Source organism: Streptomyces sp. NPDC017936 (assembly GCF_044328485.1).
GTDB lineage: Bacteria > Actinomycetota > Actinomycetes > Streptomycetales > Streptomycetaceae > Streptomyces.
This window is the reverse complement of sequence record NZ_JBIRHK010000017.1, coordinates 44,577-69,531: the sequence shown is the minus strand read 5'-3', so window position 1 is coordinate 69,531 and position 24,955 is coordinate 44,577. Positions and strand designations below refer to the sequence as shown.

Sequence of the window (24,955 nt, the reverse complement as noted above, 5' to 3'; positions counted from 1 at the left end):
TCAACGTGCCTCCAGGACGTACAGCCACGAGTGCGGGGTGCCGAACGGCACGGTGCGCACGGGGTGAAGACCGGCGGCGGCGAACAGCTCCTCGTAGGTCTCCTTGGTGTGCAGGGGCACGCCCATCAGCGCGTGGGCGAGCTCGTAGCCCAGGGAGAAGACCGGCAGGGTGGCCGAGTTCTCGGCGTCGGGCCGCAGCATGGTGTCGGCGAGCACGAAGGTGCGGGCGGCGGGGAAGGCCTCGCGCAGCCGGGTGAACAGGTGCGGCCGGGTGACCGGGTCGGCGAGCAGGTCGTGCAGCAGGAAGAAGCTCATCACGGTGTCCACCTCGGCGATGGCCTCGCGGTGCGCCTCGAGGTGGCAGACGTCGAGCACGTCGGCCCGGACGGCCCGGACCCGGTCCTTCAGGCCCGCCTCTGCGATGGTGCGCTGGGCCAGTTCGGTGGCGGGCCCGCTGATGTCCAGGCCGAGGCCCCGGGTGCCGGGGCGGTCGGCGACGACGCGGGTGAGGCGGGCGGACATGCCGCTGCCGAGGTCCGCGAGGGTGCCGAAGTCGACGCCGGCGAGCACCTCGTCGAGGGTGCCGGACATGAAGTTGCGGTCGTTCTGCCCGGAGCCGAGGGCGACCATCGCCTCGTCACGCAGGACGTCCGTTCCGAAGGACGCCTCGCCGGAGGCCAGTCGGAAGGCGTGGGAGAAGACGTCGCTGTAGCCGCCGACGGCCCAGGTGAAGTAACCGCGCATGCGCAGCGTCTCGCGGCCGGCGTCGGTGAGGACGGCGGCGTCGCCGCCGTCCTCCAGGCGCAGCCAGCCGCACACGGCGGCGGCGCGCAGGACCTCGCGCACGACGCGTTCGCGCGCCGCGGGTCCCACGGCGCGGACGAAGGCGGGCACGTCCAGGCAGGGGCTCTGCGTGAAGCGGTCCCAGATGCCCAGCCGGTCCAGGGTGTGCACGACGGTGGCGGCGACGAAGCCGTTGAAGGCCTGGTCGACGCCGATGGGCGTGGGCGCGGCGCCGTACCAGTCGGCGGGCAGGGCGGCGGGGCCGGTGCCGGGGACGGCCGGGGCGGTGTGCAGCAGTGTCATCGAGGTTTCCGTTCGGTGGGAGGGCGCCGAGCGCCCGGCGGGACGGTTCGGGCTCAGGCGGGGCGGGTGAGGGAGGCGGCCTCGGGGGAGGGTGCGGTCGGGTTCAGCAGGGTCAGCAGTTCGGCGGTCAGGTCGGACGGGGTGACGGACGCGGTCAGCGGCTCGTAGACGGCCAGGGCCAGCGCCCAGTGGGTCGGTCCCTCCTGGACGCAGCAGTGCACCAAGGGGGCGTCCCGCAGGACGAAGGGCCGGGCGGCGGCGGTGCGGACGGCCTCCGCCAGGCGTTCGGGGGTGGCGGACGGGTCGGCGGGGAGCAGGTCCGGGCCGGCCTGCGGTCCGGTCAGCACCGTCGCCCGCCAGCGCCCGCCGTGCTCACCGAAGACGGTGCGCAGGGCAGGGTGGCGGCGCTGCAGCTCGGCGAAGGCGACGGCCAGCGCCGCCGCTTCGGGCACCGCCCCGCGGACGGAGCGCACGGAGACCTCCGCGTGGTCGCCGGACGTCCCCTGGCGCACCAGGTCGTAGAAGAGCCAGCGCTGCTCGTACGGGGTGAGCGGGCGGCCGGTGTCCTGCGCGCGGCACTCGCCGGGGGTGCGGCGCCACATGGGATGGCCGGGCAACCGCAGCCTGCGGCCGGGGCGGCCGAGCGTGGTGTCCACGTCCAGGCCGCGGCACCACAGCCGTGCGACGAGCCGGGCCGCGGACGTCCCGTCGGCCGGGTCGAGCACCAGCGGCTCCTGCCCACCGGGGGCGGGGCCGTCCGGTACGCCGCGGCCGATCCGTACCACCACGGCGTCGCGCGGGCCGGGCGCGTCCCCGGCCGGCGGCGCGGCGAGACCCGCGGCGGCGGCCCGCAGCGCCTCGGCCACCGGCAGGTCGCCGCGCACCGCCGCGGCGGCCAGGGCGCCGGTGCGGTCCTCGCCGCGTACGGCGACCGGCGTCAGGCGCCGGTCCAGCAGCCAGCGGGCAGCGCCGTACAGGACGGCGACGGAGCGCGCCGCAGCGACGTTCCCGCCGTGCCGGACGGCGTCCTCGGCCAGGCGCGGGACCTCGGCGGTGCCGGGCAGATCGGCCACCGGGCCGTCGACGGCCGAGCCGTCCAGGAGCAGGACGACGCCGGCGGCCGTGCCCTCCGGCCGCGGCGCTGCGGCCCCGGCCTCGGGGGGGACCGGTTCGCGCAGCTGGCGGACGAGTTCGGCGAGGTCCTCGCCGACCACGGCGTGCCGGCAGGGGAAGCGTTCGCGGCCCCTGTCGAGGGTCAGCGCCACGTCGTCGAGGTCGATGTCCCGCGCCTTCGCCAGCCGGTCGGCCAGGCGGTCGCACAGAACGGTCAGGGAGCGGGCGTCCCGGGCGGACAGCGCCAGGACGCGGGGCACCGACGGCGACCGGCGGGCCGACTCCACCGGAGCTGCCGGAGCCACCCGGGACACCGCAGCCACCGGATCGGCCGTGCGGGACGGGGGAGCGGAGGGGACCGAAGAAGCCGGGGAGGTGGTCACGGGACGTCACACCCTTTCGAGTTCGCGGCGCTCGGCGGAGGCGGCCGGGACGGCCGGCCGGTGCTCCTGGACGACGACGTGGGCATTGGTGCCGCCGACGCCGAAGGAGCTGACCCCCGCGCTGCGCGGGCGCCCACCCCGGTCGGTCCAGGGACGGCCCTCGGGCAGGAGCGAGAACCGGCCGCCGGCGCCGGCGAGTTCCTCGATGGGCTCGGCGACGTTGGGGGTCGCCGGCAGGTGGCCGTGGTGCACGGCGAGCACGGCCTTGATGAGTCCGGCGATGCCGGCGGCGGTGTCGCAGTGCCCGATGGACGCCTTGACGGAGCCCACCGCCACGGGCGGGCCGTCCGTGCCGAGCGCCTCGGCCAGCGCCGTGATCTCGATGGCGTCCCCGAGCCGGGTGCCGGTGCCGTGGGCCTCCACGTAGCCGATGTCGGTGCCGTCGAGCCCGGCCGCGCGCAGCGCGTCGCGGATCACCCGCGCCTGGCCGTCGATGCCGGGGGCGGAGTAGCCGATGCGGGTGGCGCCGTCGTTGTTCACGGCACTGCCGCGCAGTACCGCGTAGACGGGGTCCCCGTCGCGCTCGGCGTCGGCGAGGCGGCGCAGCAGCACCGCTCCGGCGCCGAAGCCGCCGACGGTGCCCGAGGCGCGCCGGTCGAAGGGACGGCACATGCCGTCGTCGGCGTAGAGGAACCCGGGCCGGTAGCGGTAGCTGCCGTCCGAGGCGGCGTCGAGGGACACGGCTCCGGCCAGCGCGTAGTCGCTGTCGCCGCTGAGCAGGCTGCGGCAGGCGAGGTGGACCGCGTACAGGCCGGTGGAGCAGGCCGTGTCCAGCAGCAGGGCCTCCCCCCACAGGTCGTGCAGGTAGGCGAAGCGGGAGGCGGCGAAGGTGGGGTCGACGTTGACCACGTCGTCCACCCGGGCCTGCGGGTCGGTGGCGAGGACCTTGGAGCACCCCGCGTACAGGCTGGTTCGGGCGGCGATGTCGGACAGCCGCAGGGAGGCGTCCTCCACCGCCGACCACAGCACCTCGTGCAGCAGGCCCTGCTGGGGGTCGCCGTGGCGCAGGTCCTCCTCGCTGAAGCCGAGGAGGCCCGGATCGTAGGACCGGCCGCCGGCCGCCATGCCCCAGCGGGCCACCCGCCGCTCCCCGCCGGGCAGTTCGGTGACCAGCGGGCCGGGACCCTCGGTGAAGCAGTCGCGGCCGGCCCGCAGGTTGTCCCAGAAGGCCTCCAGGTCCAGGGCGCCGGCGAACCGGGCCGCCATGCCCACCACGGCGACGGCGTCCTCGTCGGTGCCCGGCCCGGCGGCCGGCCGCCGCCGCGTCCCGGGCCGCGGGGGCGTGGCGCCTTCCGCGCCGCCGAGCAGCCGGGACTGGGCGCGCACGGTGGTGTGGCGCAGCAGGTCGGCGACGGAGGGCCGGGTGCCGGTGGCGCGATGCAGCGCCGCCTGGAGCCGGACGAGCAGCAGCGAGTGCCCGCCGACGTCGAAGAAGTTGTCGTCAGGTCCGAAGGGGCGCTCTCCCAGCACCTCGCGCCAGGCGGCGTGCACCGTGCGGTCGGTCCGCGGCCCGCCGGGCGCGGGCACCGTGGCGGCCGCGGGGACGGCCGGCTCCGGAGCAGGGGCCGTCTCCTCGGGCCGCGGCAGCCGCCGGCGGTCGATCTTGCCGTTGGCGGTCAGGGGGAGCACGTCCACGGCCACCAGGTGCGCGGGCACGGCGAAGGACGGCAGGCAGGCGCGCAGGTGCCGCAGGACCTCGGCATGCGCGTCGGGCCGGGTGAAGACGGCGTAGGCGATGATCTCCTTCTCGTCCCGGCGGTTGCGGCGGCTGGTGACGAACGCGGCGGTGACCTGGGCGTGCGCACGCAGCGCGGACTCCACCTCGCCCAGTTCGACGCGCTGGCTGCGGATCTTGATCTGGTTGTCGTCGCGGCCGATGAACTCCAGCTGTCCCCGCGCGGTCCACCGCACCCGGTCACCGGTGCGGTACAGCCGGGCACCGGGGTCGGGGACGAAGGGGTCGGGGACGAAGCGCTCGGCGGTGCGCTCGGGATCGCCGAGGTACCCCAGGGCCACGCCCTCGCCGCCGAGCACCAGTTCTCCGGGGACGTAGGCCGGGGCGGGGACGAGGGAGCCGTCCTCGGCGTCGAGCGCGACGTACAGCCGGGTGCCGGGCACCGGCTGCCCGATGGGCACCGTCCGGGCGCCCTGCGGGATCTCCTCCACCGGGTACCAGGTGGAGGTGAAGGAGTTCTCGGTGGGACCGTAGCTGTGCAGGAGCGTGCCCGGCCGCGCCCAGCGCAGGGCCTTGCGCAGGTGGGGCACGGAGACGAGCTCACCGCCGAAGTACACCCGGCGCAGCGACTGCAGCAGGTCGGGGGCGTCCTCGATGATGCGGTTGAGCAGCGGGGTGGTGACCAGCAGTGTGGTGACGCCGTGGGCGCGCACGGCACCGCGCAGGGCCACCGGGTCCAGGACCAGTTCCTTGTCCAGGACGACGAGCCGTGCCCCGTGCGTCAGCGCGCCCCAGATCTCGTAGGTGGCGCCGTCGAAGTTGAGCGGGGACAGGTGCGAGAGGGTGTCGTCGGGGCCGAGCGGCAGGAAGTCGGGCCGGTGCATCAGCCGCAGCACACCGCCGTGGTGCAGCACGACGCCCTTGGGCCGGCCGGTGGAACCGGAGGTGTACAGGACGTTGAAGGGGCTGCGCGGGCCCAGGCCGGTGGCGGGCGGGGTGTCCGGCAGGCCGGCCGCCGCGCGCTCGAGGTCGTCCGCGCTGCGCACCGGCACGCCCCGCGGGGCCCGGTGCGCCCCGGACGGCTCGGTGATCAGCAGCCGGGGGCGGGCGTCGTCCAGGACGAGGTGGAGCTGTGCGTCGGGGTAAGCGGGGTCGAGCGGCAGGTAGGCCGCGCCGGCCAGGGACACGGCGAGCATCAGGGTGACGGTGCGCACCCCGGGGTCGAGCAGCAGTGCGACCACGTCGCCCTCGTCGACGCCGGCCTCCTGGCGCAGCCAGTGGGCGGCGCGGGCCGCGTCGCGCACCAGGGCGTCGTAGGTGATCCGCCGGTCGCCGTGGACCACGGCGACGGCGTCGGGCACGCTGCGCGCCTGCGCCAGCACCAGGGCCGGCACGCTGGCCGCCGGCAACGGCCGCGGTTCGTCGGCGGATCCGCCGACGGCGGACGTGTCCGCCAGGGCCGCGACCAGGTCGCGGCAGCCGGCCCCGGGCCGCTCGGCTGCGGCGAGGAGGGCGTCGAGCTGGCGCACCATCAGCTCCGCCGAGGCGGGTGTGTACAGGGCGGCGTCGTAGTCGACGCGCAGCACCAGCCGGTCGGGGTGTTCCTGGGCGGCCAGGGCCAGGTCGTACTTGGCCGAGGCGGTGTCCAGGGGGGTGACGTGCACGGTGGCACCGGGGACCTGGCGCGGCCGGTCGGCGCGGGGCTGGTGCAGGAACACCGCCGCGTAGCGGGGGGCTGTCGCGGTGGGGGGCTCGCCGGTGTCGGCGAACGCCTCCATGGTGTCCCAGACCTGCTCGCCCATGCGCGCGGCGTAGGCGTCGAAGGTCTCACCTGCGTCCAGCCGGCTGCGTACCGGCAGGACGCGGGTGAACAGGCCGACCGCGTCCTCGGTCCCGGGGACGTGGCGTCCGGCGAAGGGCACGCCCAGGACGCCGTCGTGCTCCCCGGACCAGGCGTGCAGCAGCAGGCTCCAGGCGGCGAGCAGAACCACGGCCGGGGTGACGCCGTCGCGTACGGCGATGCGCCGCACCGCGGCGAGCCGCTGCCCGGACAGGGTCCGCTCGGCCCAGGCCGCCGCGCCGCGCAGCCGGTCCTCGGCGCGCACCAGGTCGGGCAGCGGCGCGAAGGCGACGGGCTCGTCCTCCAGCAGGCGCTCCCAGTAGGCCGCCGGCCCGGTGGGCGCGGTCGCCGGGGAGGCGGCCGGGGCCACCGCGCCGGGCCGGCCCACCGGTGGCTCCTGGCCCGCGCGGCGGGCCCGGTAGGCGGCCAGCACGTCGTCGGCCAGGATCTCCAGGGTCCGCCCGTCCGCCACGATGTGGTGGACGGTCAGGACGACGACGGCGCCGTCGTCGTGGTGGAGGACGTCGGCACGTACCGGTGGGCCCGCAGCCGGGTCGAGGGGGCGCTGCGCGGCCTCGACGGCCGCGCGCCGCGCGGCGTCGGAGCGCATCGGCCCCGGGCACGCGAAGCTGCCGAGCGGCACGACCGCCGCGGGCTCGGGCACGAACCGCAGCTCGCCCTCCTCCACGTCGAACCGGCCTGCCAGGACCGGGTGGCGCACGAGCAGGTCGGCCAGGGCGAGGCGCAGCACGGGCAGGTCCAGGGTGCCCTCGAAGCGCAGCGCCACGGGCACGTTGTAGCGGCCGGACTCCGGCTCGCAGCGGTCGGCGAGCCATATCTCGGTCTGCGCGGCCGAGACGGGCGCCGGCGCGGTGGTGCTCATGCGCCGGCCTCCCGGACCGCGGTCGAGGTGCCGGGGTCCGGCGCGGCGAGGACGGCGGCCAGGGAGCGCACGGTGGGGTGGCGCAGCAACAGCCGCACCGGCAGCCGGCGACCGAGGTCGCCGCCGAGCCGCCGCATGATCTCGACGGCGTCCAGGGAGTGCCCGCCGATCTGGAAGAAGTGGTCGTCGTCGGTGAACTCCTCGTGGCCGAGGACGTCGGCCCAGGCGTGGTGCACCAGTGCGATGAGTGCGTCGGTGCTCTGCACCGCTGCTTGCGTCGCCATAACGTCAGTCATGTCCTTCGAGTCGAGGGGGCGGGGCTGTGGCACGGGGCGGCCGGGACCGGCCCACCGCGGGAACCGGGGCTAGCCGTCGGGGACGAGGTCGCGGTAGGTCTCGTCCACGGCGTCCCACAGCCGCGGGAACAGGCTGCGGTCGGCCATGGCCCGCACGCCGGCGGTGGACTGCCCGCGCAGGCTCTTGGGCAGGTCGTCGCGAGCCTGTGCGGAGGCGGGCCGTCCGGGGGCGGGCCCGGCCGTCGGCGAGACGGCCTCCGGGTGGCCGCCGAGCTGCGACCAGACCATCCGCAGATGGTGGTGCTTCCAGGCGGCGACGGAGTCGTCGAGGCGCAGCAGCGCCTGGCGGACCAAAGCGAGGGCGGGCGCCCGGTCCCCGTCGGCGGGCGGGTCGAGACGGCCCTGCGCGGCGACGAGTTCGCGCGGGCGGAGGCCGGCGCGGGCGACGGCTGCCTCCATCTCCCGCCACAGCGCGGTGGCGGCGCGGCGCAGGTTGCGCGCGCCGGGCGAGTCCAGCCCGGTGGTGTTCTCGGGGAACGTCTCACGCATCGTCAGCAGGCTCTCCTGCGGCAGATGGTCCTGGAGGACGCGCACCGCGCGCGCCGTGAGCTCTCCCAGGGCCGCGGCGCGCTCCAGGAGCCGGGCGGCGAGCAGGTCGTCGTCGTCGCGCAGCGAGGCCGCGGCGCGCCGCATCTCGTAGTGCATGGCGCACCAGGCGTACTCGGTGATCAGGTGGATCGTCTGGAAGAGCCGCTGGTCGGGATGGACCAGTGTGTCCTCCGGGAGCAGTACGGACAGGGCCTCGGTCAGCCGGGTGTCCTGTTCGTAGTTGCTGCCGCGGTCGTACTCGTACCGGAAGAGCGGGTCGTCTTCGCCGGGGTTCATCACCCGGCGGGCCCGTCCGGGCCGCCCGGTCTGGGCACGCTTGCTCATGGTGGTGGACGCCTCCGGGGAAGGGGTTCGGGGGAGAGGGTCAGCCGACCAGGACGCTGTCGCGGTCGGCGGCGGGGAAGAGACGGTTGTCCAGGACCGAGGCGAGGTACGGCACGCCCTGGGTGTAGCCGGTGCCGGTGCGCTCGCCGAGCATCCGCACGGCCAGGCGGTAGTGCGTCTGCTTCCACCGCTGGTGCACCGCCTCCAGCCGGGCGGCGGCCGTGTCCAGCGCCGCGTCCGCCTCCGGTGCCAGCCGGTGCGCGGCCGCGAGGTCGCGCCAGGTGTCCTGCACGGTGGGCCGCCCGTCCAGGACGCGGGCGCGCACGGCGGGCACGGAGGTGAAGGCGGGCGAGTCCAGGCGGGCGGCGGCCGGGGTGGAGCACAGGGACTCGAAGGTCTTGTAGGCCGCGGACTGGATGGCGCTGGCGCCCTCGGTGAACTCGCGGAACGTGCGGAAGGCCTCCGGGCGCATGGTGGCGAGCAGCGAGAACAGCGGCAGGGACTCCTTGAGGACGCCGGCGACCGCGTCGATCAGCGTGGCGGCCTGCTCGGAGCGGTCCTCGCCGAGGCACCGCACGGCCGCGGCCAGCGAGCCCGACATGAAGGAGAACGTCGTCTCGAAGGACTGCAGGGTCCGCAGGAACAGGTACTCGTCGTGCAGCACGTAGACCGGCTGCATGCTGGCCGAGAGCACCAGCTCGTCGTGGGCGGTGGCCGTGCGCAGCACGGCGCGGGCCAGCGGCACGCCCGGCGTGCGGCCGGGCACGGCCGCCACCGCGGACGGGTCGACGATCCCGGGCGGCAGGATCCGCAGCGCCGCCGGCTCCATGACGCGGACGGCCAGCCGGATGCGCTTCGCCACGAGGTCGGCCCGGGGCGGCATGCCGTGCGGGGCGACGGGATCGTCGCCCAGGGCCCGCTGCTCGAAGCGCACCAGGTCGGCCAGGAGGAGCAGCAGCGTCTCGTCCCGCACCCGGCGGACCTCGTGCCAGGGGCCGGGCGCGGGCCGGGCGAGCAGGGGCAGGGCGGTGTAACTGGGGTAGTCGTAGCAGCCGTCGTGCTTGTCCAGGACGACGTCGAGGAACGTCCGCAGGAACCGGGCCGAGGGCTGCGCCGTCGAGGCGGCCCCGCCACGCGGCAAGGAGCCCGGGGAAGCGACGCGGGGCAGCGTTTCCCTGACCGCGGCCAGCCGGTCGAGCAGATCCCCGGTCAGGAAGTGCTTGCCGACGGCGCGCAGGTGGCCCAGGAGCGTGAGGTAGGGGAAGACGCGCGGCTCGGCGGTGCGCTGCCAGGCGTCGAGCGCGCGCATCGTGTCGGCGAGCGAGTCCGTCGGCGGGGGCGCCGTGATGGGCACCGCGTTCATCGTCCGGTCCCCTCGGGGACGGTCCGCCGACGGGCGGGGACGGGAAGGGAAGGGGGAGTGGGCATGGGCGGGCCCCTCTCTCAAGGAGGCAGGCGGTGACAGCCGGAGAGCCGGGGGCCTCCTCGGGGGCCCGGCGGCGATCTCCTGTGCGTCACCGATCCTCCATCCGCCCGGGGGTTCGGGACAGTCACCGTTTACCGGTCACGGAACCACGTGACGGGCCGCGTTCTCCGGTGCCCGGAGAGGAGGTCATTGCTGCCCTCGCACGGCATGATCCTGCGTCTACGACCATGATCCCGCCCAGCCCGCCGACCACCGTCACCGTCCCGTCGCCGAGCTGGAGGAGCCCGACACGATCCGCTTCGGCAGCCACTTCGCCGACGTCGTGTTCGGACGGGTCCGGCGGGCTCACAGTCCCGCCCGGCGGTCCCTGGACGCCGGGGACGACCGGTGACAGCGACCACGGGCCCGCGGGCGCGCCGCCAGGCCGCGCGCCGAGTACCGGCCGGGCATCATCGCTGCCGCGCTGACCGCGACGGTCACCGTGATGCCCGGCTTCACCCGGAGGTGTTCGGCCTGTTCCGCGGCTACACCGTCCGTGAGTTCCTCGTGTACGCGGCCTGGTTGCGGGAGATGCCCCACGACGAGATCCCGGCGGCGGTGGAGTGGGCCGCGCGAGCGGTCGGGCCGGGCGACCGGCTCGGGCAACGGCTGGGCCGGCTCTCGGGCGGGGAGAAACAGCGCGTCGGCATCGCCCAAGCCGTCATCAACTCGCCCCAGCTGCTGTTCCTCGACGAGCCGACGGTCGGCCTGGACGTGGGGCGGCGAGCCCGCTTCCACGCCCTGGTGCGCGAGCCGGGCCGTACGTCCTGCGTCCTGCTGTCCACTCAGCTCATGGCGGAGGACGTCCGCGGCGTCTGCACGGACGCGATCATTCTGTACCGCCGCAATGTCGTCTTCCACGGCACGCTCACCGCACTGGACGACGCCGGCGGCTACGACGCCTTCGTGCCGCCCGGACAATGAGCCGACAGGCCCACGCGCGGGCGAGCCGACGGTGTCTGGCTGACGCGGTTGCTGTCCTGAGCCGGCCTGGCCCGGCCGTCGTCTCACCGGCCGGGCCAGGCGTGAGCGGACGTCTGTGCCGCGGGCGTGCAGGCGACGGCGGTGTCGTCGCAGCTGGTGGCGAGTGGCGTTCGTGTTCGCGGCCGCCACGGCCGCCAAGGTCGCCAACACGGTTGCCGTGCCGGAGAGCACTGGCCGCCGCTACTGGGCACCCCGCCGCTACGACAGCTACCACCGAGGCATCACGGCCCGCGACCACCGACAGGCCGTGCAGGCCGACGCGGAGGACGAACGCCGCCGGGCGGCTGGGCGGGAGGCCCGACGCTCGGTGCGCGAGCGGTGCGGGGCGAAGTTCACCGACGAACGAGGGGAGGAGACCACCGCGCACGGTGGCGCATGGAAGGCCGGCGACCTGTCCGCGTGCGGGCCGTGCCACGCCAACGACGTCGCCCGGCAGGAAGCCGCCCGACGCCAGGCCGCCGCACCGCCGGAGCCGGACGACGACCGCGACCAGGAGCCGATGGGCGTCAAGCCCCGCTACCGGTGATCGGGCCCGCAGGGCGTGGACACGGCACGGACCTCGTGATCACCGGTCGCGACCGGAGGGCCAGGGGCTGGTCGGCTGGAGCACGGCCTCGGCCAAAGCCCGGGAGCGCAGGCCGGTGATCTCCTGGTACTCGGGGTCGGCCACCATGCGGCTGAACGCCGCGCGATCGGGGTAGCGGACGAGCAGCACCGCGTCCCAGGCCTGCCCGTCCTCGGCGACCAGGGGAGTGCCGCCGTCGCCGGCGTAGAGCAGTTCGCCTCCGTACCGCTTCAGGAAGGTGGCTGCCCGTCGCGAGTACTCCTCATAGGAGGCGCGGCCGTCGGGAGCGAAGCGCAGCAGGTTGAGCATGACGACGGGACCACCGGGATCCTCCGCCATCAACCGTGCGAGATCGGCTCCCCGAGGGTCGACGGCCATGGGCTCCTCCTTTTCGTCGGGGGCGGCGTGCTGGTTCCGGCAGGGGCGAGGTGTCAGGCAGAAGCCTAGGGGTGACGCACCCCTTTGCATACCGTCTGGTCGGTCCGCCTTTCGGGGTGTCCCCTGTGCCGGGACCGCCGCGACCTGTCGTGCCCGCGGAGGGCCCGCGAGCGGCCTTGACGGTTCTGAAGGAGAGGGGTGGGTGAGGCCCGTAGCGGGCCTCCGCCACCGGCAGGTCCCGGTGGCGGAGGTATCGCGCAGTGGTCGCAGGGCCTTGGCCGGTCGACGGGACGGGAGTCGAGTCTCCGGCTGTCAGCCCAGGGAGGTGATCAGGTCGTTGCATGCCTGTTCGCAGCGGCGGCACGCCTCGGCGCAGACACGGCGGTGTTCGTGCTGGTCGGCGTGGCTCGCGCACTCGTCGCTGCAGGCCTCGCAGACGGTGGCGCACGCCTGGGGGATCGCCCGGGCGACGTCGGCGTCGTAGCCGGTGTGGCGGGAGAGCGCGGCGCCGGTGGCGTTGCAGATGTCCGCGCAGTCGGCGTTGGTGCGGATGCACTTGGTCAGCTCGTGGACCATGTCCTCCGACATGCAGGCGTCCGCGCACGCGGTGCACGCCTGGGCACAGCGGGCAGCGGACGTCGGAGGGCAGCGCCCGGCCGCGTTCTCGTCCATCCCGGCCCGGACGCCGACCTGTCCGGCAAACGTGGCCGGAACGGAAGCGGGCAGTTCCGCGGGCGGCCGGGCGGCCGGGAGGCCGGGAGGCCGTACGGGCGGAGGGCCAGGACGGCACCCGTCAGCCAGGACGGCACCCGTCCGGCCGGCGCGGTCAGCGCGGCCCGTGGCACCCGCTCGACCGGTCCTCGACGGTGCGGCGGCTCCCGGTCAGTCCTGCGACCCCCAAGGCGGCCCAGCCCAGAGCGCTGACGGCGGCTCCCACACGGCGGACCCGGCCGGGAAGGGCGGCGCCGAACAGAAGGGCGTCACCCACATCGGAGGCGATGCGCACGGCGGTCGCCGTGGCCAGAGCCGGGCCCTCGGGAGCGACGAGCATCGCCAGGCCGGTGGCGGCGTCCCGCCACGCCATGGGACGTACCACCAGGGCGCCGTGCGGATGGACAAGACCCAGGGGACGGGCCAGCAGGCCCGGCCGGTATGCGGCGGCGACCCCGTACGCGCACGTCGCCGCTCCGAGTGCTCTGAGCAGTGCAATGCGCATGGCTGGCACCTCCGCAAGCCGATGCCCCCCTGTGTCCCGTTCCACGGCCGAGTACCCGGTCCGGCGCACGGCTCCCGTCCCTGTCCACCGGCCAGGGCTCTGCGACCACTGCGCGGTACCGCCGTCAGGACCGCTCGCAGGCCCCCCACCGCACGGTCGGCCGCCGGCCGGCGTGGACGACAGCCCCGGCCTGCCCCGTTCGGAAGCCGCCTTCGCCCACCTCTGCGAAGCCGCACCGGTCCCGGCCTCGCCCGGACACACCAACCGCCCCCACCCCGACCGCGGCGGCGACCGCGTCGACAACGCCCTGTACACCCATGTGCTGCTCCACACGGGACGCGACCGGCGCACCCGGAACCGCGCTGCCCGACGAACCGCTGAAGGCGTGATCAAGAAGGGCATCGTCCGCTGTCCGAACGGTTCGTGGCCCGCGAGGCCCGCGCCACCTGTCCCACACGATCCGAACCCGCAGACCGCTACCGCAGACGGCTCGACGATGTGCAGGAGCTTCAGTGAGCACGGGCATGGACCTCTCGGTGCGGGGCATTCGAAGGCCTGCTGGACGTTGCTCGGCAGTGAGCCGCGGCGGTTGGAGGCCAGGGAACAGCCGAGTTCCTCGTGGTGCGGCCGGCTGTCCCGTGGGACGGGTTCTGGGGAGAGGTACCATCATGATTCTTCCGGCGGAGAAGGAACTGCGGGCTGTGCTGGCCCGGTTCGCTCAGGCACGCATCGAACACGACGTGCGCCCCACCGGCCGCACCAGCCGGGATCTCGAGGACTCCACGTACGCGCTGTGTGTGATGACCGGAGCTCGTACCGCCGAGCAGGCCCTGCTCGCGGCAGACGCACTGCTCGAGCAGTACGGGGCGGACTGCGTGAGCATCTCCCCGAAGGACGGGACGCTGGCCGCGTAAGGCGGCGTTCCCCCTGCTCGCCACTCCGTCAGGCGACGGTACGCGGCAGGGTTTCTCGGTCTCGCATCGGTGGCTTCGCCCTGCCGGGCCGTGGGAGCGGCGCCGGCCGGCCTGTTCGGGGAGGCCGTGCCGCTGGGTCGGCCTGCTGCGTACGTTTCGAGGGTCGGGGTGGCCCGGTCGGCGGTCGGCCCGTTCCTCCGCTGTCGGGGAGTGGTCGGATGCGCGCCCTGTGGGCGGGTACACGCTCTGCGCACGATCAACCGGGTGACTCGATCGGCCCCGGGGGCACGAAGGAGGCAGGATGCCGAGGCGGCGGTACGGCTCGGGTGTCGCTGCGGGCGTGATGGCGGTTGCCGTCCTCACCTCGTGCGGAGCGGCGTCTGAGCGGCGTGATCGTGTCACCGAGGATGTCACCCGGTTCGAGAGCGCGCTGCAGGCCGGGCGGCACGCGTCTTTGTGTGCCGCCCTCGCGCCCTCCACCAGGGAGGAACTGGAGCAGTCGGCCGGAAGCCGATGCGAGCAGGCAGTAGGCAAGCAGAAGCTGCCACTGGCCGGGGCGGTGCGGGGTGTGGACGTGTACGGCGGCCAGGCCCGGGTGGTCCTGGAGCACGACACCGTCTTCTTGGCGAGGTTTCCCACGGGCTGGAAGGTGACCGCGGCCGGATGCCGGCCACGTCCTGAACAGCCGTACCGGTGCGAGATCAAGGGCGGGTGAGAGGGCCGTGAGAACGCTGTTCACGGGGACGGTCTTGGTGATAGCAGCCGGTTTGTCATATTTCATGGCCTTGGGGTTGATGCGTCGATGAGCAGTACGGCGCCGGTCCCCGAGCAGGACACGACTTCGGCCGGGCGCCGCATACGGCGGTTCCTGCGCCACAACAGCCTGGGCCTGCTTTTCATGACGGCGTTCCTGATCTGCCTGGCAGGCCAGGCGGCAGCAGGTCATGCGGAGTTCAACAACCAGCTCAAAACCGATGGCATGGCACCCCTGAGCTTCGGCGCCTACCTCACCACATCGGATTTCGCCGTCGATGTCGCCGAGAACTGGCAGTCGGAGTACCTGCAGTTCTTCCTCTACATCTTTGCCACCGTCTACCTGCTGCAACGGGGCTCTCCGGAATCCGAGGAACTCGACAGGTCCGGTACCGAGTCCGACGAGGACCAGATGGTCGGCGAGCATGCCCATGACGACTCCCCGCGCTGGGCCGCAGACAGGGGCTGGCGCCAAGTGGTCTACTCCCGCTCGCTCGGCTTGGTCATGGGCAGTATCTTCCTGCTGTCCTGGTTGGCCCAGTCCGTCGCGGGCGTCGCCGCCTACAACGAGCAACAGCTGCGTCAGCTGCAGTCTCCCGTCGGCTGGACCGAGTACCTGTCTTCCGCGGATTTCTGGAGCCGCACTTTGCAGAACTGGCAGTCCGAGCTGCTGGCGGTCGCCTCGATGGCCATCCTTGCGATCTACCTGAGGCAGCGTGGATCACCGGAGTCCAAGCCTGTTGGCGCGCCGCACTCCGCCACCGGCGTGGAGGGCTGAACGCCCCTGTGGCGACCTTGCCACGGGCTCGCCCGTCAGGCGCCGCACGCCTGCGAAGGCGAACCCCGGCCGGCGCCCGGTGGGACCGTCGGCCGTACGGCGGTGTTCAGCCGGCGTCGGTGGCAGGCGCTCAGCCAACCGGTGCGGGCAACGGGCCGGCGCCATGGCGGGCCAGGCCGCGCGCAGTTCCCCCAGCAGGAGGTCGGGCAGCGCCCCCCGGGCGTGCTTGAGGAACTGTTCCGCGACCGGCGGAGAGTTTGACGGTGGTGTGCTGGGAGATCTCTCGCAGCACCGTGAACCCCTGGCACGGCTCTGTCCGGCCCAGGACGGTCAGAACGCCGATGCCCTGGTCGACCACGGCGTGTGAGGCGAGGGCTTGCTTGAGCTGTCTGTACCACCCCGCACCGCTCCGAAGCATGATCCGCGTTGCGATGATCGACCTGATGAGCCGCGGACTCACCCGGGAGGCCACTCCGAACCGGAGGGACGCGTAGCCGTCAGCCCACCCAGGACGAACCCGGACAGCACCATCGGGCACTCGGCCGCCGAGCCACACTGACCCGCGGCGACCAGCAACGGTAGTAAGCCCGTTCACCGGTGGTGCGGTTGCGGCGGATCAGCAGTCGGTGGCTGCCGAGGCGGGGTTCGACCAGGTCGATGACGGCCCAGTCGTGGAAGCGGTGCCCCTTGCCGCCGGCCCCTGCCGACAGCTTCAGCCAGGCCCGCCTCGGCACCTTCACGGCCAGGGCCTCCGCACGGAACTTCCCCGCGCCCGCGGTGACTTCGGCCGAGCAGGCAACGGCGAGCACGCAGCCGACCCGGCGCTCTTCCAGCGCGGCCCGCAGCTCGGGGTTGCCGCCGTAGACCTCATCGCCCGCGACCCAGCCCACACGGTGCCCGGCGTCAAGGAACCGGCCGATCATGCGGACTGGCCTGCCCGGCCCACTCGGCGATGCTCCAGCAGTTCCTGCGCGGCAGGTCCGACAGCGGCCCCAGCACCAAGTCCCGCACCCGACGCCGGGGTTCGACCCGCGCGAACCGGCCCGCCGTCCGGGACATCAGGACCTCGAACGCCTCCTGCCGGCGGGCAGGGTCTACGCTGTGACTCGCGGCCACCGCATGATCTTCAGTCTTCACACACCGATGATCAACGGTGGCCGCGCCCGTCTTCACCGCCCCTCGGTCACGACGTGCGAAGACGGGGCCGCATCCCTTCCGTGTCCCGCACGGGGCACGCAGCGTTCGCCCGCCGTCTCGTGCCAGGAGGACACATGCAACGCGGTGAAGTCTGGTGGGTCGACTTCGACGAGCGACGCCCGGTCGTGCTGCTCTCGGACGAGGAGTCATCCGGGTTTCAGGCGATGCAGGTCGTTGCGCCAGCGGGCGTCGACATCAGCGGCCTGGGCGTTGAAGTGGCCGTAGGAGCCCCGGAAGGACTGCCCTTCGAAGGCGTGCTGCGGTTCGCGTTCCCGCGTCCAGGCTTCACTCCGTGCACATGGCTGACCACCGTGGCCCGGGAGGACCTGATCGAGCGGGCGGGCGTGTTGTCCTCCGTGAAGCTCAGCGAGGTTGGAGAAGCCCTCCGTGCCGCTGGACGGAGGAGGGAGTGGACCCCGATGACGGCTGCCAGGTTCCACGAGATCAAAGATGCCCGCCGTCTCGAAGGACTCGAGTAGCGGACGCCTGTGCCGCCCAGCTCGATCTCGTCGACGACCGACCGCGGCCCCCTCTCCACCGCACTCCAGCAACAAGATCACGATCTACGGCTGGAGTACTGAGCACCGTTGCGGTATCAGAGCCCCGGCACTGACGTTCCGCCCTCGGGTTGCGCGTCCGATGCTGGTCTAGTTCGGGCACTTCACGCTACTGCCATGGCCCGGGAGCTTCTCGTCCCAGATCCAACCCTTGAGCACCAGATTGCTGTAGTACGCGGTGACGTGTGTCCACGTGTTCCCGTACAAGTTCTCCGTGTAGCAGTCGTAGACGACCTTTGTCTGCTTGGTGAGGCTGTAGCCAGGTGTGCAGTCGCCATACGGACCCGCTTGGTGCAGCACGACTCCGTCCTGGGTCAGGTATGCCACCGTCCCGTCCAGGGATCTCCAGTTCGCCGACGTGCACGCGGCAGCGCCAGAGGGAGCGGCTTGGGTCGGCGAGGCGGCGAAGAGAAGTGAAGCAACCGGTTCCCGCCATCGTGTTCGCCACACATCGGCGGTACCGCTCTCACGCGTGGTCGACATCCGGGCCGGCATACGTGCCCGCGGGCCGGGACCACAGCAGCTCGAGCCCTCCGCTCCCTCGTCGCCGAGTCACCGCAGAACCTGCTGCGCGGCTCATGGACCACCGCACCGCTACTCGAAGGGAGCGTGCAGCGGGTGTGGGTGCGGCGCCTGGTGGCGCGGGTCGCACGCAAGCCGGCGGCGAACAGCGCCTGGCAGCCGTTCGGGTCCGAAACCTCGGCGTCCGGCTCGACAGCACGTGGCCTTCAGCACAATTTACCCATTTATGGACATAGGTGGGTCTATAAGTAGTTTCAAGGCTGGTTGCCCTCTTTTGGCGATCGGTGCAGGCACGCAAAGACCAGTAGCAGGGAGAAGCGCTTGATCACCCCCCGTAAACGGCACACCGGGCTGGCGGCTGCGGCCGTCGTACTCGGCGGTGCACTCGCAGTCACTGCCCTCGGCGGTACAAGCAACGCCGCCACCGGCGGCAACGAGGCCGGGAGCCCCCCGAATTCGCAGACGCCGGCAAATCAGGCGGCCGCCCAGGAAGCCTCCGACGCCCGAATAGAGATCACGCCCGGGCAAGGTGCCCACAACGTCGAGATCAACGGCCCGGTCCGTGTCACCGTCAGCCACGGCAAGCTCACCGAGGTGACCATGACCGCCGTCGCGACCGGTGCCGAGATCCCGGGCACACTGTCCGCGGACAGCACCTCCTGGAAGCCGAACGGCCGGCTCGAGCGTGCCACCAAGTACCAGATCGCCGCAGAAGCCGAGGACACCAAGGGCCGCTCCGTCACCGGTAACGCCACGATCACCACGGTCTCCCCGGCCAACGACTTCATCGGGCACGTCTTTCCCGAGGACGGCTCGACCGTCGGCGTCGGCATGCCGGTGACGGTCGACTTCGACCGGGCGATCAGCGACAAGGCCGCCGTGCAGTCCGAGATCCAGGTCAGCTCCAGCAGCGGCCAGCGGGTCCTCGGTCACTGGTTCAACGACCACCGTCTGGACTTCCGCCCCGAGAACTACTGGAGGCCCGGCTCCACCGTCACCGTCACGCTCAACCGCCAAGGCATCCAGAAGACGGTCACGTTCAAGATCGGGCGGAGCCAGATCAGCACCGTCGACGCACGGACGAAGCAGATGACCGTCGTGCGGGACGGCAAGACGATCAAGACCATCCCGATCTCGTCAGGCAGTCCCGAGCACCCGACGTACAACGGCCAGATGGTGATCTCCGAGAAGTTCCGGCAGATCCACATGAACGCTGCGAGCGTCGGCCTCACGGAGAAGGACGGCACGCCCTCGTACGACATCAAGGACGTACCGCACGCCATGCGCCTGACCGACTCGGGCACGTTCATCCACGGCAACTACTGGGCTGCCGACTCGGTCTTCGGCAAGGCCAACACCAGCCACGGCTGCGTAGCCTTGAACGATGTCAAGGGCGGCGGCGACGGCACGCAGTCCGCCGCCTGGTTCTTCGACCACTCGATCATCGGTGACGTCGTGATCGTCAAGAACTCCGAGGACAAGACCACGCTGGCCCCGGACAACGGCCTCAGCGATTGGAACATGGCATGGAGCGAGTGGGCCACGGGCGGCACGACGCCCTGACACCACGCCCCTCTCCACGCGGCCGGTCGGGGTCGGAGCCTGTCAAACGCACGGTACGACCAGGGTGGTCGGGTTACTGGCGGGCTGCTGAGGGCCGGCCGTCGAAGGTGATGCCGAAGGCGTTCAGCGCGGTCTTCCAGCGCACGGTCCAGCGGGCCTGTCCCCTGCCGGTGGGATCGAGCGACATGAACGCCGCATAGACGCACTTCAGGGCGGCCTGCTCGTCGGGGAAGCGCCCGCGGGCGTTGACCGCTCGCCGGATCCGCGCGCTGACCGTGCCCTTGCCGAAAACCTCATCCGCCGAGGCGGGAGCCGGTGTGCGAGACGCGCGGGTTCTCGAGCACGGACGCTGGAACCGGTGCTCTCGCGGGACTGGCGATCACCCCGGCATGATGGCTGGTCACGCTGCTGCGACCGGCTTACCCGACCGTGACGGACACGTTCGCCGTGCTGCGCCCGCTGCCCATGAGCGACCGGGACAAGGACACGGAGATCCTCGCCCTGCGGCATCGGATCACGGTGCTGGAGCGCCGACTCGGTGGCGAGAAGGTCCGGTCCTCCCCGAACGGTCGCGCGTTCCTGGCGGCGTCGCTGCACCGCCCGCCCTCGCAGGTGCCGCGCAGGATACGGCTGGTGGTGCGTCCGGACACCGTGCTGCGCCGGCACCGCGATCCGGCCGCACGCGGCCACGCCGCGCGCTCCCGGTCCGAGCGCCAGGGAAGGCCGCGACCGTCGCCTTCACCCGGACCCTGACCGGTGAACTCGCCGACACCCCCACCCGCACACAGCTCCTGCTCCCCGGTGTGATGGCCACGGACCGGCACCAGGGAGCAGGTCATCGGTCCGCATCGGCGGGGCGGCCGCCGGCCGGTGTGACGGGACCTGCCGACGTCGGTACGGTGCGTGCGGAGTCCTGGTGGTGCAGGCGACGCCATTCTCGGGGGGTGACTCCGTAGGCCGCACGGAAGCGGCGGGTGAAGTGGCTGGGGCCGGCGAAGCCGCACCGGGCCGCCACGGCGGAGACGGGCAGGCCGACGTACTTCGGGATGGCCAGTAGACAACGCAAAGATCCTGTACGAGGAACTCCAGACCAAGGGCTACCCGGCGGATGTCGCCGCGGCACCGGCGCTCCGACGGAAGGTGCCGCGCGGACTGCCCGCCCGTGGCGGGCCCCTGCTTCCGGGCGTGTGGGGCCGGCGGGCTATCGTCCAGCTGTTTGTTCCATTTTTTCTCACAGGAGCCACATGCGCCTCAGACAGGCCTTCCTGGTCGTGCCCTTCTCGCTCGTCACCGGCCTGACCGCCGCCACCGTCGGACCGGCCGGCTCTGCGGCGTACGCCGACGACGCGGCCGCGTTGGCGCTGTCCGGTTACGCGCACCTGGTGGTCGACCCCGCCCACCAGCACGTCTTCGTCAGCCAGGGCGCCGGCTCGACCGGCATCGTGGTGACCGATCTGTCGGGCACCCCGGTCGCCACTGTGGCGGGGGAGCAGGGCGCCACCGGTCTGGCGCTGTCGCCCGACGGCGGCACGCTGTACGCGGCGCTGGCGGACGGCGGCGCGATCGCCGCGATCGACACCGCGACGCTCACCGAGACCGCCCGCTGGTCCACCGGCGCCGGCAGTTCCCCGGTCTCCGTCGCGGTGGCGGGCGGCCGCGTCTGGTACGGCTACACGTCCGACGGCAGGGGCGGCATCGGCTCGGTCGACCCGTCCGCGCCTGCGCCGGCAGCGATCCCGCAGCCGGCCTTGTCGCAGTGGACGACCGCACCATTGCTCGCCACGGGTGGCGATGTGCTCGTGGCCGAGGAACCGCAGGGCAGCCTCAGTCACGTGGCGACCTTCGGCGTCGCTTCGGGTACGGCGTCGGTCAAGGCGGACACCCTGGTCTACGGCGGCACGGCGACCGGGCTCGCCGTCACCGGCGACGGCACGCGGGTGCTGCTGGCCGCCCCGCAGCAGCTCGCCCTGCGGGCGTACCGCAGCACGGACCTCGCGGCCGCGGACCCCGCCGCGTACTTCACCGGCGGCTCCGGTTCCGCGCCCGGCTCGGTGGCCGTCGACACCGACGGCACGGTTGCCGTCGCCGGCACCTCCGGCGTCTACCTCTACGCCGGCACGAACGCCCTCGCCGAGAACCACCTCACCTTGCCGTTCGGCACGGTCGCCCCGGACGGCCTGGAGTGGGGCGCCGACGGCACGACCCTCTACGCCGTCACCAAGGACTCCTCGGGTGCCTACAGCCTGAACGTGCTGGGCGCCCCGAAGCTGACGGACACCGAACTCGCCCTGCGGCACCCGCAGTACGCGGTACCGACCGAGCGGTACACGGTCGGTGGCTCACTGAGCACCCGCGGCTTCCTGCCGGCCGGCGCCGCGCTGAAGGTCACCAGGGACGGCACCGCCCTGCCCGACACCACACTCGGCGCGGACGGCACGTTCACGTTCACCGACCTCCGGCAGGACGAGGGCACGTACACCTACCAGGTGGCGTACGCCGGTGACGCCGCCCACCGCCCCGCGACGGCCTCGCTGACCGTGAACGTGGCGAAGCTGCCGACCGATGTCGTGGGCACCGACATCACCTCGGCGAACCCCGGCTCGGTCGTCATCACCGGCCGCCTCATGGCCCAGCTGGGCCTGGGCGCCTTCCCGCAAGGCACCACCGTCCAGGTGGCCCGGCGCGACGAGGCCACCCAGCAGACCGTGCCCCTGGGATCCGTACCCGTGGACCCGGCCACCCTCCGGTTCACCGTCACCGACGCCCCGGGCGCCGCCGGCTCGTTCACGTACGTCCTCACATACGCCGGGGACGCCACCCACCAGTCGTCCGAGAGCGGCACGAGCATCGTGGTCGCCCCGTACGCCCCGGCGCTGACGCTGAGCGCCCCGGCGACCGCCGTCCGAGGGGCAGCCCTGTCCTTCGGCGGCAAGCTCAGTGGCGGCCCGTACGCCACCGGCCGGACAGTCACCGTCTCCCGCAAGGACGCCGCCCACAGCACCCCGGTGACCTGGACCACGCCGGTGGCCGCCGACGGCACCATCACGGTGAAGGACACCCCCGACACCGGCGGCGCCAACACCTACACGGTGACCTACCCGGGTGACACCTCCCACAAGGCGGCCACCGCGGTCGCCACCGTCCAGGTGTCCCGCGCGTCGACCGCCCTGACCCTCACCAGCAGCGCGCCCTCGTACGCGTACGGCGTGACGGCTACCGTCACCGCGCACTTGGGCACCACGTACAACGGCCGCACGGTGTCGATCTACGCCACGCCCTACGGCGGGGCGAAGACCCTGGTCACCACGGGCACTGTGGACACCTACGGCAACTTGAGGACCACCTACAAGGTCACCCGCAACACCACCTTCACCGCGTCCTTCACGGGCGACTACCGCTACGCCCCCGCGACGGCCACCCGCGCCGTCAACGGCTACGTGAAGATCGCGACAGCGCTCGGCGGCTCCTACACAAGCACCTCGTACAGCGGGATCACCTACCGCGTCTTCCACAAGACGGTGAAGCCCACGGTGACCGCGACCGTCACGCCCAACAAGTCCGGCCAGTGCGAGCGCTTCCACGTCCAGCAGTACTACAGCGGCGCCTGGCACACGCTCACCACGTCGGGCTGCTACGCCCTGTCGTCGACGAGCAGCGCGAAGGCACAGCTCAGCCTCACCAACGCGCTCAACCAGAAGTTCCGCGTCCGCCCCAAGTACGAGCGCTCCACGAACGACCTCAGCAACGTGAGCACGTGGGGCGGCTGGCTCTACTTCGTAGTGCGCACCTGAAGTCCGTGACCTGGCCGGAGACCGCCCGGACGACCCTGAGCTGTGCCATGGCGTGCGCCCCGGCACACGCCGCGCCGGACCCAGCTGCCCCGGTGCGAGCCGTTGGACAATCGCTGGCGGAACCCGTGACCACAGCCGGCCCGGCCGTCGTTCCGGCGGCCGGGCCGGTGTGCGTGCCGTCGCCTACCCGGCGGGGAGGCAGGTGACGGTGGTGTCGCCGCAGTCGGCGGCGAGTTCGGTCTGGCGGGCATGCTCGTCGGTGTCCGTGATCGAAGCCTCCGCGACGGCGGACTGGCGAGCCTCTTCGGACTCGCGCAGCCGGTTGTCGTCCCGAAGCGGGATGGCCGCTCGACGAGCGGCGTGTCCATGACCGGCCGCTCCCTCTGGAATCCGGCGACCAGACGGTCTCTGGTCGTCATCGTCTGCTCGCCGGCGTCATCGGTGCGTCAGGAGGTCGGCCGCAGCGCGGACCGCGCTGTCTGCAGCGGCGGTGAGGACGACGTGCAGGACGGTCGAGGTTGCGGGGTGATCACGGACCGCGTGCAGGGCGCGGGCGAGCCGCGGGAAACAGAACTTCACGAGGAACTCCTCCGGTCCGGTCCGGCACGACGCCGGGCTGGCGCCGAGAACTCGACACGTTCACCAGGGGGTTCGACGAGCGGCCTCCGGTCCCGAACGGCACACCGTCCTGGGCCAGAGGGGCAATCGGAGAGCGAGATGAAGAAGCGGTGGCAAGCGCAGATCCGCGCCAAGGCCCGGCAGAAGGCGACCACCACCGGCGGCATCGTCATCGACGCCCGCGCCCGCCTCGGCTGCACCGCGCCGATCGGGTCGACGGACGAGGACCGCGTCCGGCACCTGACCGTCGTCCTGCCCCCGCAGCATGCGGCTCGCCTCGCCGACGCCCAGGAAGCCGGCGTCGGCGAGCAGCAGCTCCAGCAGGTCGCCGCCGACGCGCCGCGCGAGGTGTAGTCCCCGGACGGCGGCCGCCGCGCCGGAAGCCTGGAGGAGGTCCGCTTCACCGACATCGAACACCTGGAGTGCGAGCTGCAGCCGCCACCGCACACGGCGCGCGCGCCGGACCGCTACTGAGCCGAAGCACGATAGTTGTCACCAAGGCAGACTGTTGTCACCAGGACTTCCGGACAGGGCACGCGAGGCTGGAAGCTGTGCCCGAACCCGTGATCTGTGACGTTCTGCATCAGTGGACCGGTCGGTAGAGCGCTGTCCCGTGGTGCGGCTCCTCGGCAGCCACTTGAGACTCATCAGGTTCTCGCTTCTGCAACCCATTTCGACGACCCGGCGTCCAACTCCATGACGGACGACTGCCGATCACCCGGGAGAGCACGTGACGAAGAAGGACCAGAGGACGGACGCGGCGAGGGAGAAGGACCGCGAGAAGTGGATGGCGCGTTTCCAGGTGCGGCTGGCCATGCAGCCGGGCGTGGACCGGGCGGTCGTGCTTCAGGCGGTCAAGGATGTCACGGCCCACTGTGCGGATACGGGAGAGCATCCGCGGGCTGCCTTCGGCGACCCGGACGCCTACGCCGTGCAGGCCGCCGCGCGGCTGGTGCCGGCCGACCGGGCGGCACGCGCGAGGCAGCACAACGCCGTGGTGGACGCGCTCGACTCCGTGCTCAAGAAGGCCGGGGACGTCGCCGGTCTGTGACCGGTTGAAGCGTCCGTCGCGGCCTGGCGCACGGGTTCTGACACAGCCTCTGTCCGCCGGGGACGCTGGGCAGCTCAGGCGATGGGCGGAGCGCCGGAGCCGGTGACACCGATCTTGCGTCGCGCGCTGCTGGTGACAGACAGCGCGCCGCCCCGGTGACGACCGTCGTGCTTCGCCCGGTCGAAGCCGCAGGTCAGCCGGTGCCGCAGGTGACACCTGTCGTGCTTCGGCTCAGACACGGTCCGGGGCGCGCTCGCCTGTCCACCGGCAAAGTCAGCCGGCCGACGGGTCGGGCCTCGTACTGATGCGGCCGCGCGTACTCGATCAGCTTCAC

General features: G+C 72.8%; 22 protein-coding genes and 3 pseudogenes. 11 read left to right on the top strand and 14 right to left on the bottom strand.

The features are described 5' to 3' along the window. The 6 genes from ACH4F6_RS30415 to ACH4F6_RS30390 form a co-directional block, all read right to left on the bottom strand. Positions 1 to 1,086: a methyltransferase gene (locus ACH4F6_RS30415; RefSeq protein ID WP_397963567.1), complete on the bottom strand. Its 1,086-nt coding sequence runs from the start codon at positions 1,084 to 1,086 to the stop codon at positions 1 to 3. A gap of 53 nt (positions 1,087 to 1,139) precedes the next feature. After that, entirely contained in the window at positions 1,140 to 2,504 is a 1,365-nt protein-coding gene (locus ACH4F6_RS30410) for a hypothetical protein (protein ID WP_397963566.1), read from the bottom strand. A gap of 84 nt (positions 2,505 to 2,588) precedes the next feature. Then, positions 2,589 to 7,040, bottom strand: a complete 4,452-nt coding sequence (locus tag ACH4F6_RS30405) for an amino acid adenylation domain-containing protein (RefSeq protein ID WP_397963565.1) — start codon at positions 7,038 to 7,040, stop codon at positions 2,589 to 2,591. Beyond that, on the bottom strand, positions 7,037 to 7,324 hold the full coding sequence (locus ACH4F6_RS30400) for a phosphopantetheine-binding protein (protein ID WP_397963564.1): 288 nt from the start codon (positions 7,322 to 7,324) through the stop codon (positions 7,037 to 7,039). The genes ACH4F6_RS30405 and ACH4F6_RS30400 overlap by 4 nt, the downstream gene beginning before the upstream one ends. 81 nt (positions 7,325 to 7,405) lie before the next feature. Continuing rightward, positions 7,406 to 8,269, bottom strand: a complete 864-nt coding sequence (locus ACH4F6_RS30395) for a hypothetical protein (RefSeq protein WP_397963563.1) — start codon at positions 8,267 to 8,269, stop codon at positions 7,406 to 7,408. Positions 8,270 to 8,309: 40 nt separating this feature from the next. Beyond that, complete coding sequence (locus tag ACH4F6_RS30390; RefSeq protein ID WP_397963562.1) at positions 8,310 to 9,632, bottom strand: tryptophan 2,3-dioxygenase; 1,323 nt, start codon at positions 9,630 to 9,632, stop codon at positions 8,310 to 8,312. Positions 9,633 to 10,199: 567 nt separating this feature from the next. Here ACH4F6_RS30390 and ACH4F6_RS30385 point away from each other — a divergent pair. After that, a complete protein-coding gene (locus tag ACH4F6_RS30385; protein WP_397963561.1) occupies positions 10,200 to 10,658 on the top strand; it encodes an ATP-binding cassette domain-containing protein in 459 nt (152 codons plus the stop codon). Positions 10,659 to 10,821: 163 nt separating this feature from the next. Continuing rightward, positions 10,822 to 11,244 carry a hypothetical protein gene (locus ACH4F6_RS30380; protein WP_397963560.1) on the top strand — a complete coding sequence of 141 codons (423 nt, stop codon included), beginning with the start codon at positions 10,822 to 10,824 and terminating at the stop codon, positions 11,242 to 11,244. Between the two features lie 39 nt (positions 11,245 to 11,283). Here the strand turns inward: ACH4F6_RS30380 and ACH4F6_RS30375 are convergent, their stop codons facing one another. The 3 genes from ACH4F6_RS30375 to ACH4F6_RS30365 all read right to left on the bottom strand — a co-directional run bounded on the left by ACH4F6_RS30375 (position 11,284) and on the right by ACH4F6_RS30365 (position 12,877). Continuing rightward, positions 11,284 to 11,661, bottom strand: coding sequence for a DUF1330 domain-containing protein (locus tag ACH4F6_RS30375; RefSeq protein WP_397963559.1), 378 nt, complete (start codon positions 11,659 to 11,661; stop codon positions 11,284 to 11,286). Positions 11,662 to 11,973: 312 nt separating this feature from the next. Then, a complete protein-coding gene (locus tag ACH4F6_RS30370) occupies positions 11,974 to 12,333 on the bottom strand; it encodes a four-helix bundle copper-binding protein (RefSeq protein WP_397963558.1) in 360 nt (119 codons plus the stop codon). 154 nt (positions 12,334 to 12,487) lie between these two features. Further along, on the bottom strand, positions 12,488 to 12,877 hold the full coding sequence (locus ACH4F6_RS30365; protein WP_397963557.1) for a hypothetical protein: 390 nt from the start codon (positions 12,875 to 12,877) through the stop codon (positions 12,488 to 12,490). Positions 12,878 to 13,545: 668 nt separating this feature from the next. Here ACH4F6_RS30365 and ACH4F6_RS30360 point away from each other — a divergent pair. From ACH4F6_RS30360 to ACH4F6_RS30350, 3 genes are all read left to right on the top strand, one after another. Continuing rightward, positions 13,546 to 13,791: a DUF5133 domain-containing protein gene (locus ACH4F6_RS30360; RefSeq protein WP_397963556.1), complete on the top strand. Its 246-nt coding sequence runs from the start codon at positions 13,546 to 13,548 to the stop codon at positions 13,789 to 13,791. Between the two features lie 301 nt (positions 13,792 to 14,092). After that, positions 14,093 to 14,506 carry a hypothetical protein gene (locus ACH4F6_RS30355; protein WP_397963555.1) on the top strand — a complete coding sequence of 138 codons (414 nt, stop codon included), beginning with the start codon at positions 14,093 to 14,095 and terminating at the stop codon, positions 14,504 to 14,506. A gap of 87 nt (positions 14,507 to 14,593) precedes the next feature. Next, positions 14,594 to 15,322, top strand: coding sequence for a DUF6766 family protein (locus ACH4F6_RS30350; protein WP_397963554.1), 729 nt, complete (start codon positions 14,594 to 14,596; stop codon positions 15,320 to 15,322). Between the two features lie 130 nt (positions 15,323 to 15,452). On the opposite strand, the gene ACH4F6_RS30345 is transcribed toward ACH4F6_RS30350, so the two are convergent. Next, entirely contained in the window at positions 15,453 to 15,740 is a 288-nt protein-coding gene (locus ACH4F6_RS30345; RefSeq protein ID WP_397963694.1) for an ANTAR domain-containing protein, read from the bottom strand. A 109-nt stretch (positions 15,741 to 15,849) separates the two neighbouring features. Then, positions 15,850 to 16,381: pseudogene (locus ACH4F6_RS30340) on the bottom strand (IS701 family transposase); the annotation flags it as partial. 212 nt (positions 16,382 to 16,593) lie between these two features. On the opposite strand from ACH4F6_RS30340, the gene ACH4F6_RS30335 reads away from it, so the two are divergent. Both ACH4F6_RS30335 and ACH4F6_RS30330 read left to right on the top strand, forming a co-directional pair. After that, positions 16,594 to 16,998, top strand: a complete 405-nt coding sequence (locus ACH4F6_RS30335) for a type II toxin-antitoxin system PemK/MazF family toxin (protein ID WP_397963553.1) — start codon at positions 16,594 to 16,596, stop codon at positions 16,996 to 16,998. Between the two features lie 921 nt (positions 16,999 to 17,919). Next, positions 17,920 to 19,161, top strand: coding sequence for an Ig-like domain-containing protein (locus tag ACH4F6_RS30330; protein ID WP_397963552.1), 1,242 nt, complete (start codon positions 17,920 to 17,922; stop codon positions 19,159 to 19,161). A 73-nt stretch (positions 19,162 to 19,234) separates the two neighbouring features. On the opposite strand, the pseudogene ACH4F6_RS30325 reads toward ACH4F6_RS30330, so the two are convergent. After that, positions 19,235 to 19,438: pseudogene (locus ACH4F6_RS30325) on the bottom strand (IS256 family transposase); the annotation flags it as partial. A 152-nt stretch (positions 19,439 to 19,590) separates the two neighbouring features. On the opposite strand from ACH4F6_RS30325, the gene ACH4F6_RS30320 reads away from it, so the two are divergent. Then, on the top strand, positions 19,591 to 19,914 hold the full coding sequence (locus ACH4F6_RS30320) for a hypothetical protein (RefSeq protein WP_397963551.1): 324 nt from the start codon (positions 19,591 to 19,593) through the stop codon (positions 19,912 to 19,914). A gap of 82 nt (positions 19,915 to 19,996) precedes the next feature. On the opposite strand, the gene ACH4F6_RS30315 is transcribed toward ACH4F6_RS30320, so the two are convergent. Further along, positions 19,997 to 20,284, bottom strand: a complete 288-nt coding sequence (locus tag ACH4F6_RS30315) for a helix-turn-helix domain-containing protein (RefSeq protein WP_397963550.1) — start codon at positions 20,282 to 20,284, stop codon at positions 19,997 to 19,999. A gap of 121 nt (positions 20,285 to 20,405) precedes the next feature. Here ACH4F6_RS30315 and ACH4F6_RS30310 point away from each other — a divergent pair, with 121 nt between their 5' ends. After that, positions 20,406 to 22,952, top strand: a complete 2,547-nt coding sequence (locus ACH4F6_RS30310; RefSeq protein ID WP_397963549.1) for a hypothetical protein — start codon at positions 20,406 to 20,408, stop codon at positions 22,950 to 22,952. 435 nt (positions 22,953 to 23,387) lie between these two features. On the opposite strand, the gene ACH4F6_RS30305 is transcribed toward ACH4F6_RS30310, so the two are convergent. Beyond that, complete coding sequence (locus ACH4F6_RS30305; protein WP_397963704.1) at positions 23,388 to 23,531, bottom strand: hypothetical protein; 144 nt, start codon at positions 23,529 to 23,531, stop codon at positions 23,388 to 23,390. 129 nt (positions 23,532 to 23,660) lie between these two features. Between ACH4F6_RS30305 and tpg the strand changes: the two are divergent. Continuing rightward, a pseudogene (gene tpg, locus ACH4F6_RS30300) lies at positions 23,661 to 24,044 on the top strand (telomere-protecting terminal protein Tpg); the annotation flags it as partial. 256 nt (positions 24,045 to 24,300) lie between these two features. Beyond that, positions 24,301 to 24,621, top strand: a complete 321-nt coding sequence (locus ACH4F6_RS30295; RefSeq protein ID WP_397963548.1) for a hypothetical protein — start codon at positions 24,301 to 24,303, stop codon at positions 24,619 to 24,621. The last annotated feature ends 334 nt before the right edge of the window (positions 24,622 to 24,955 follow it).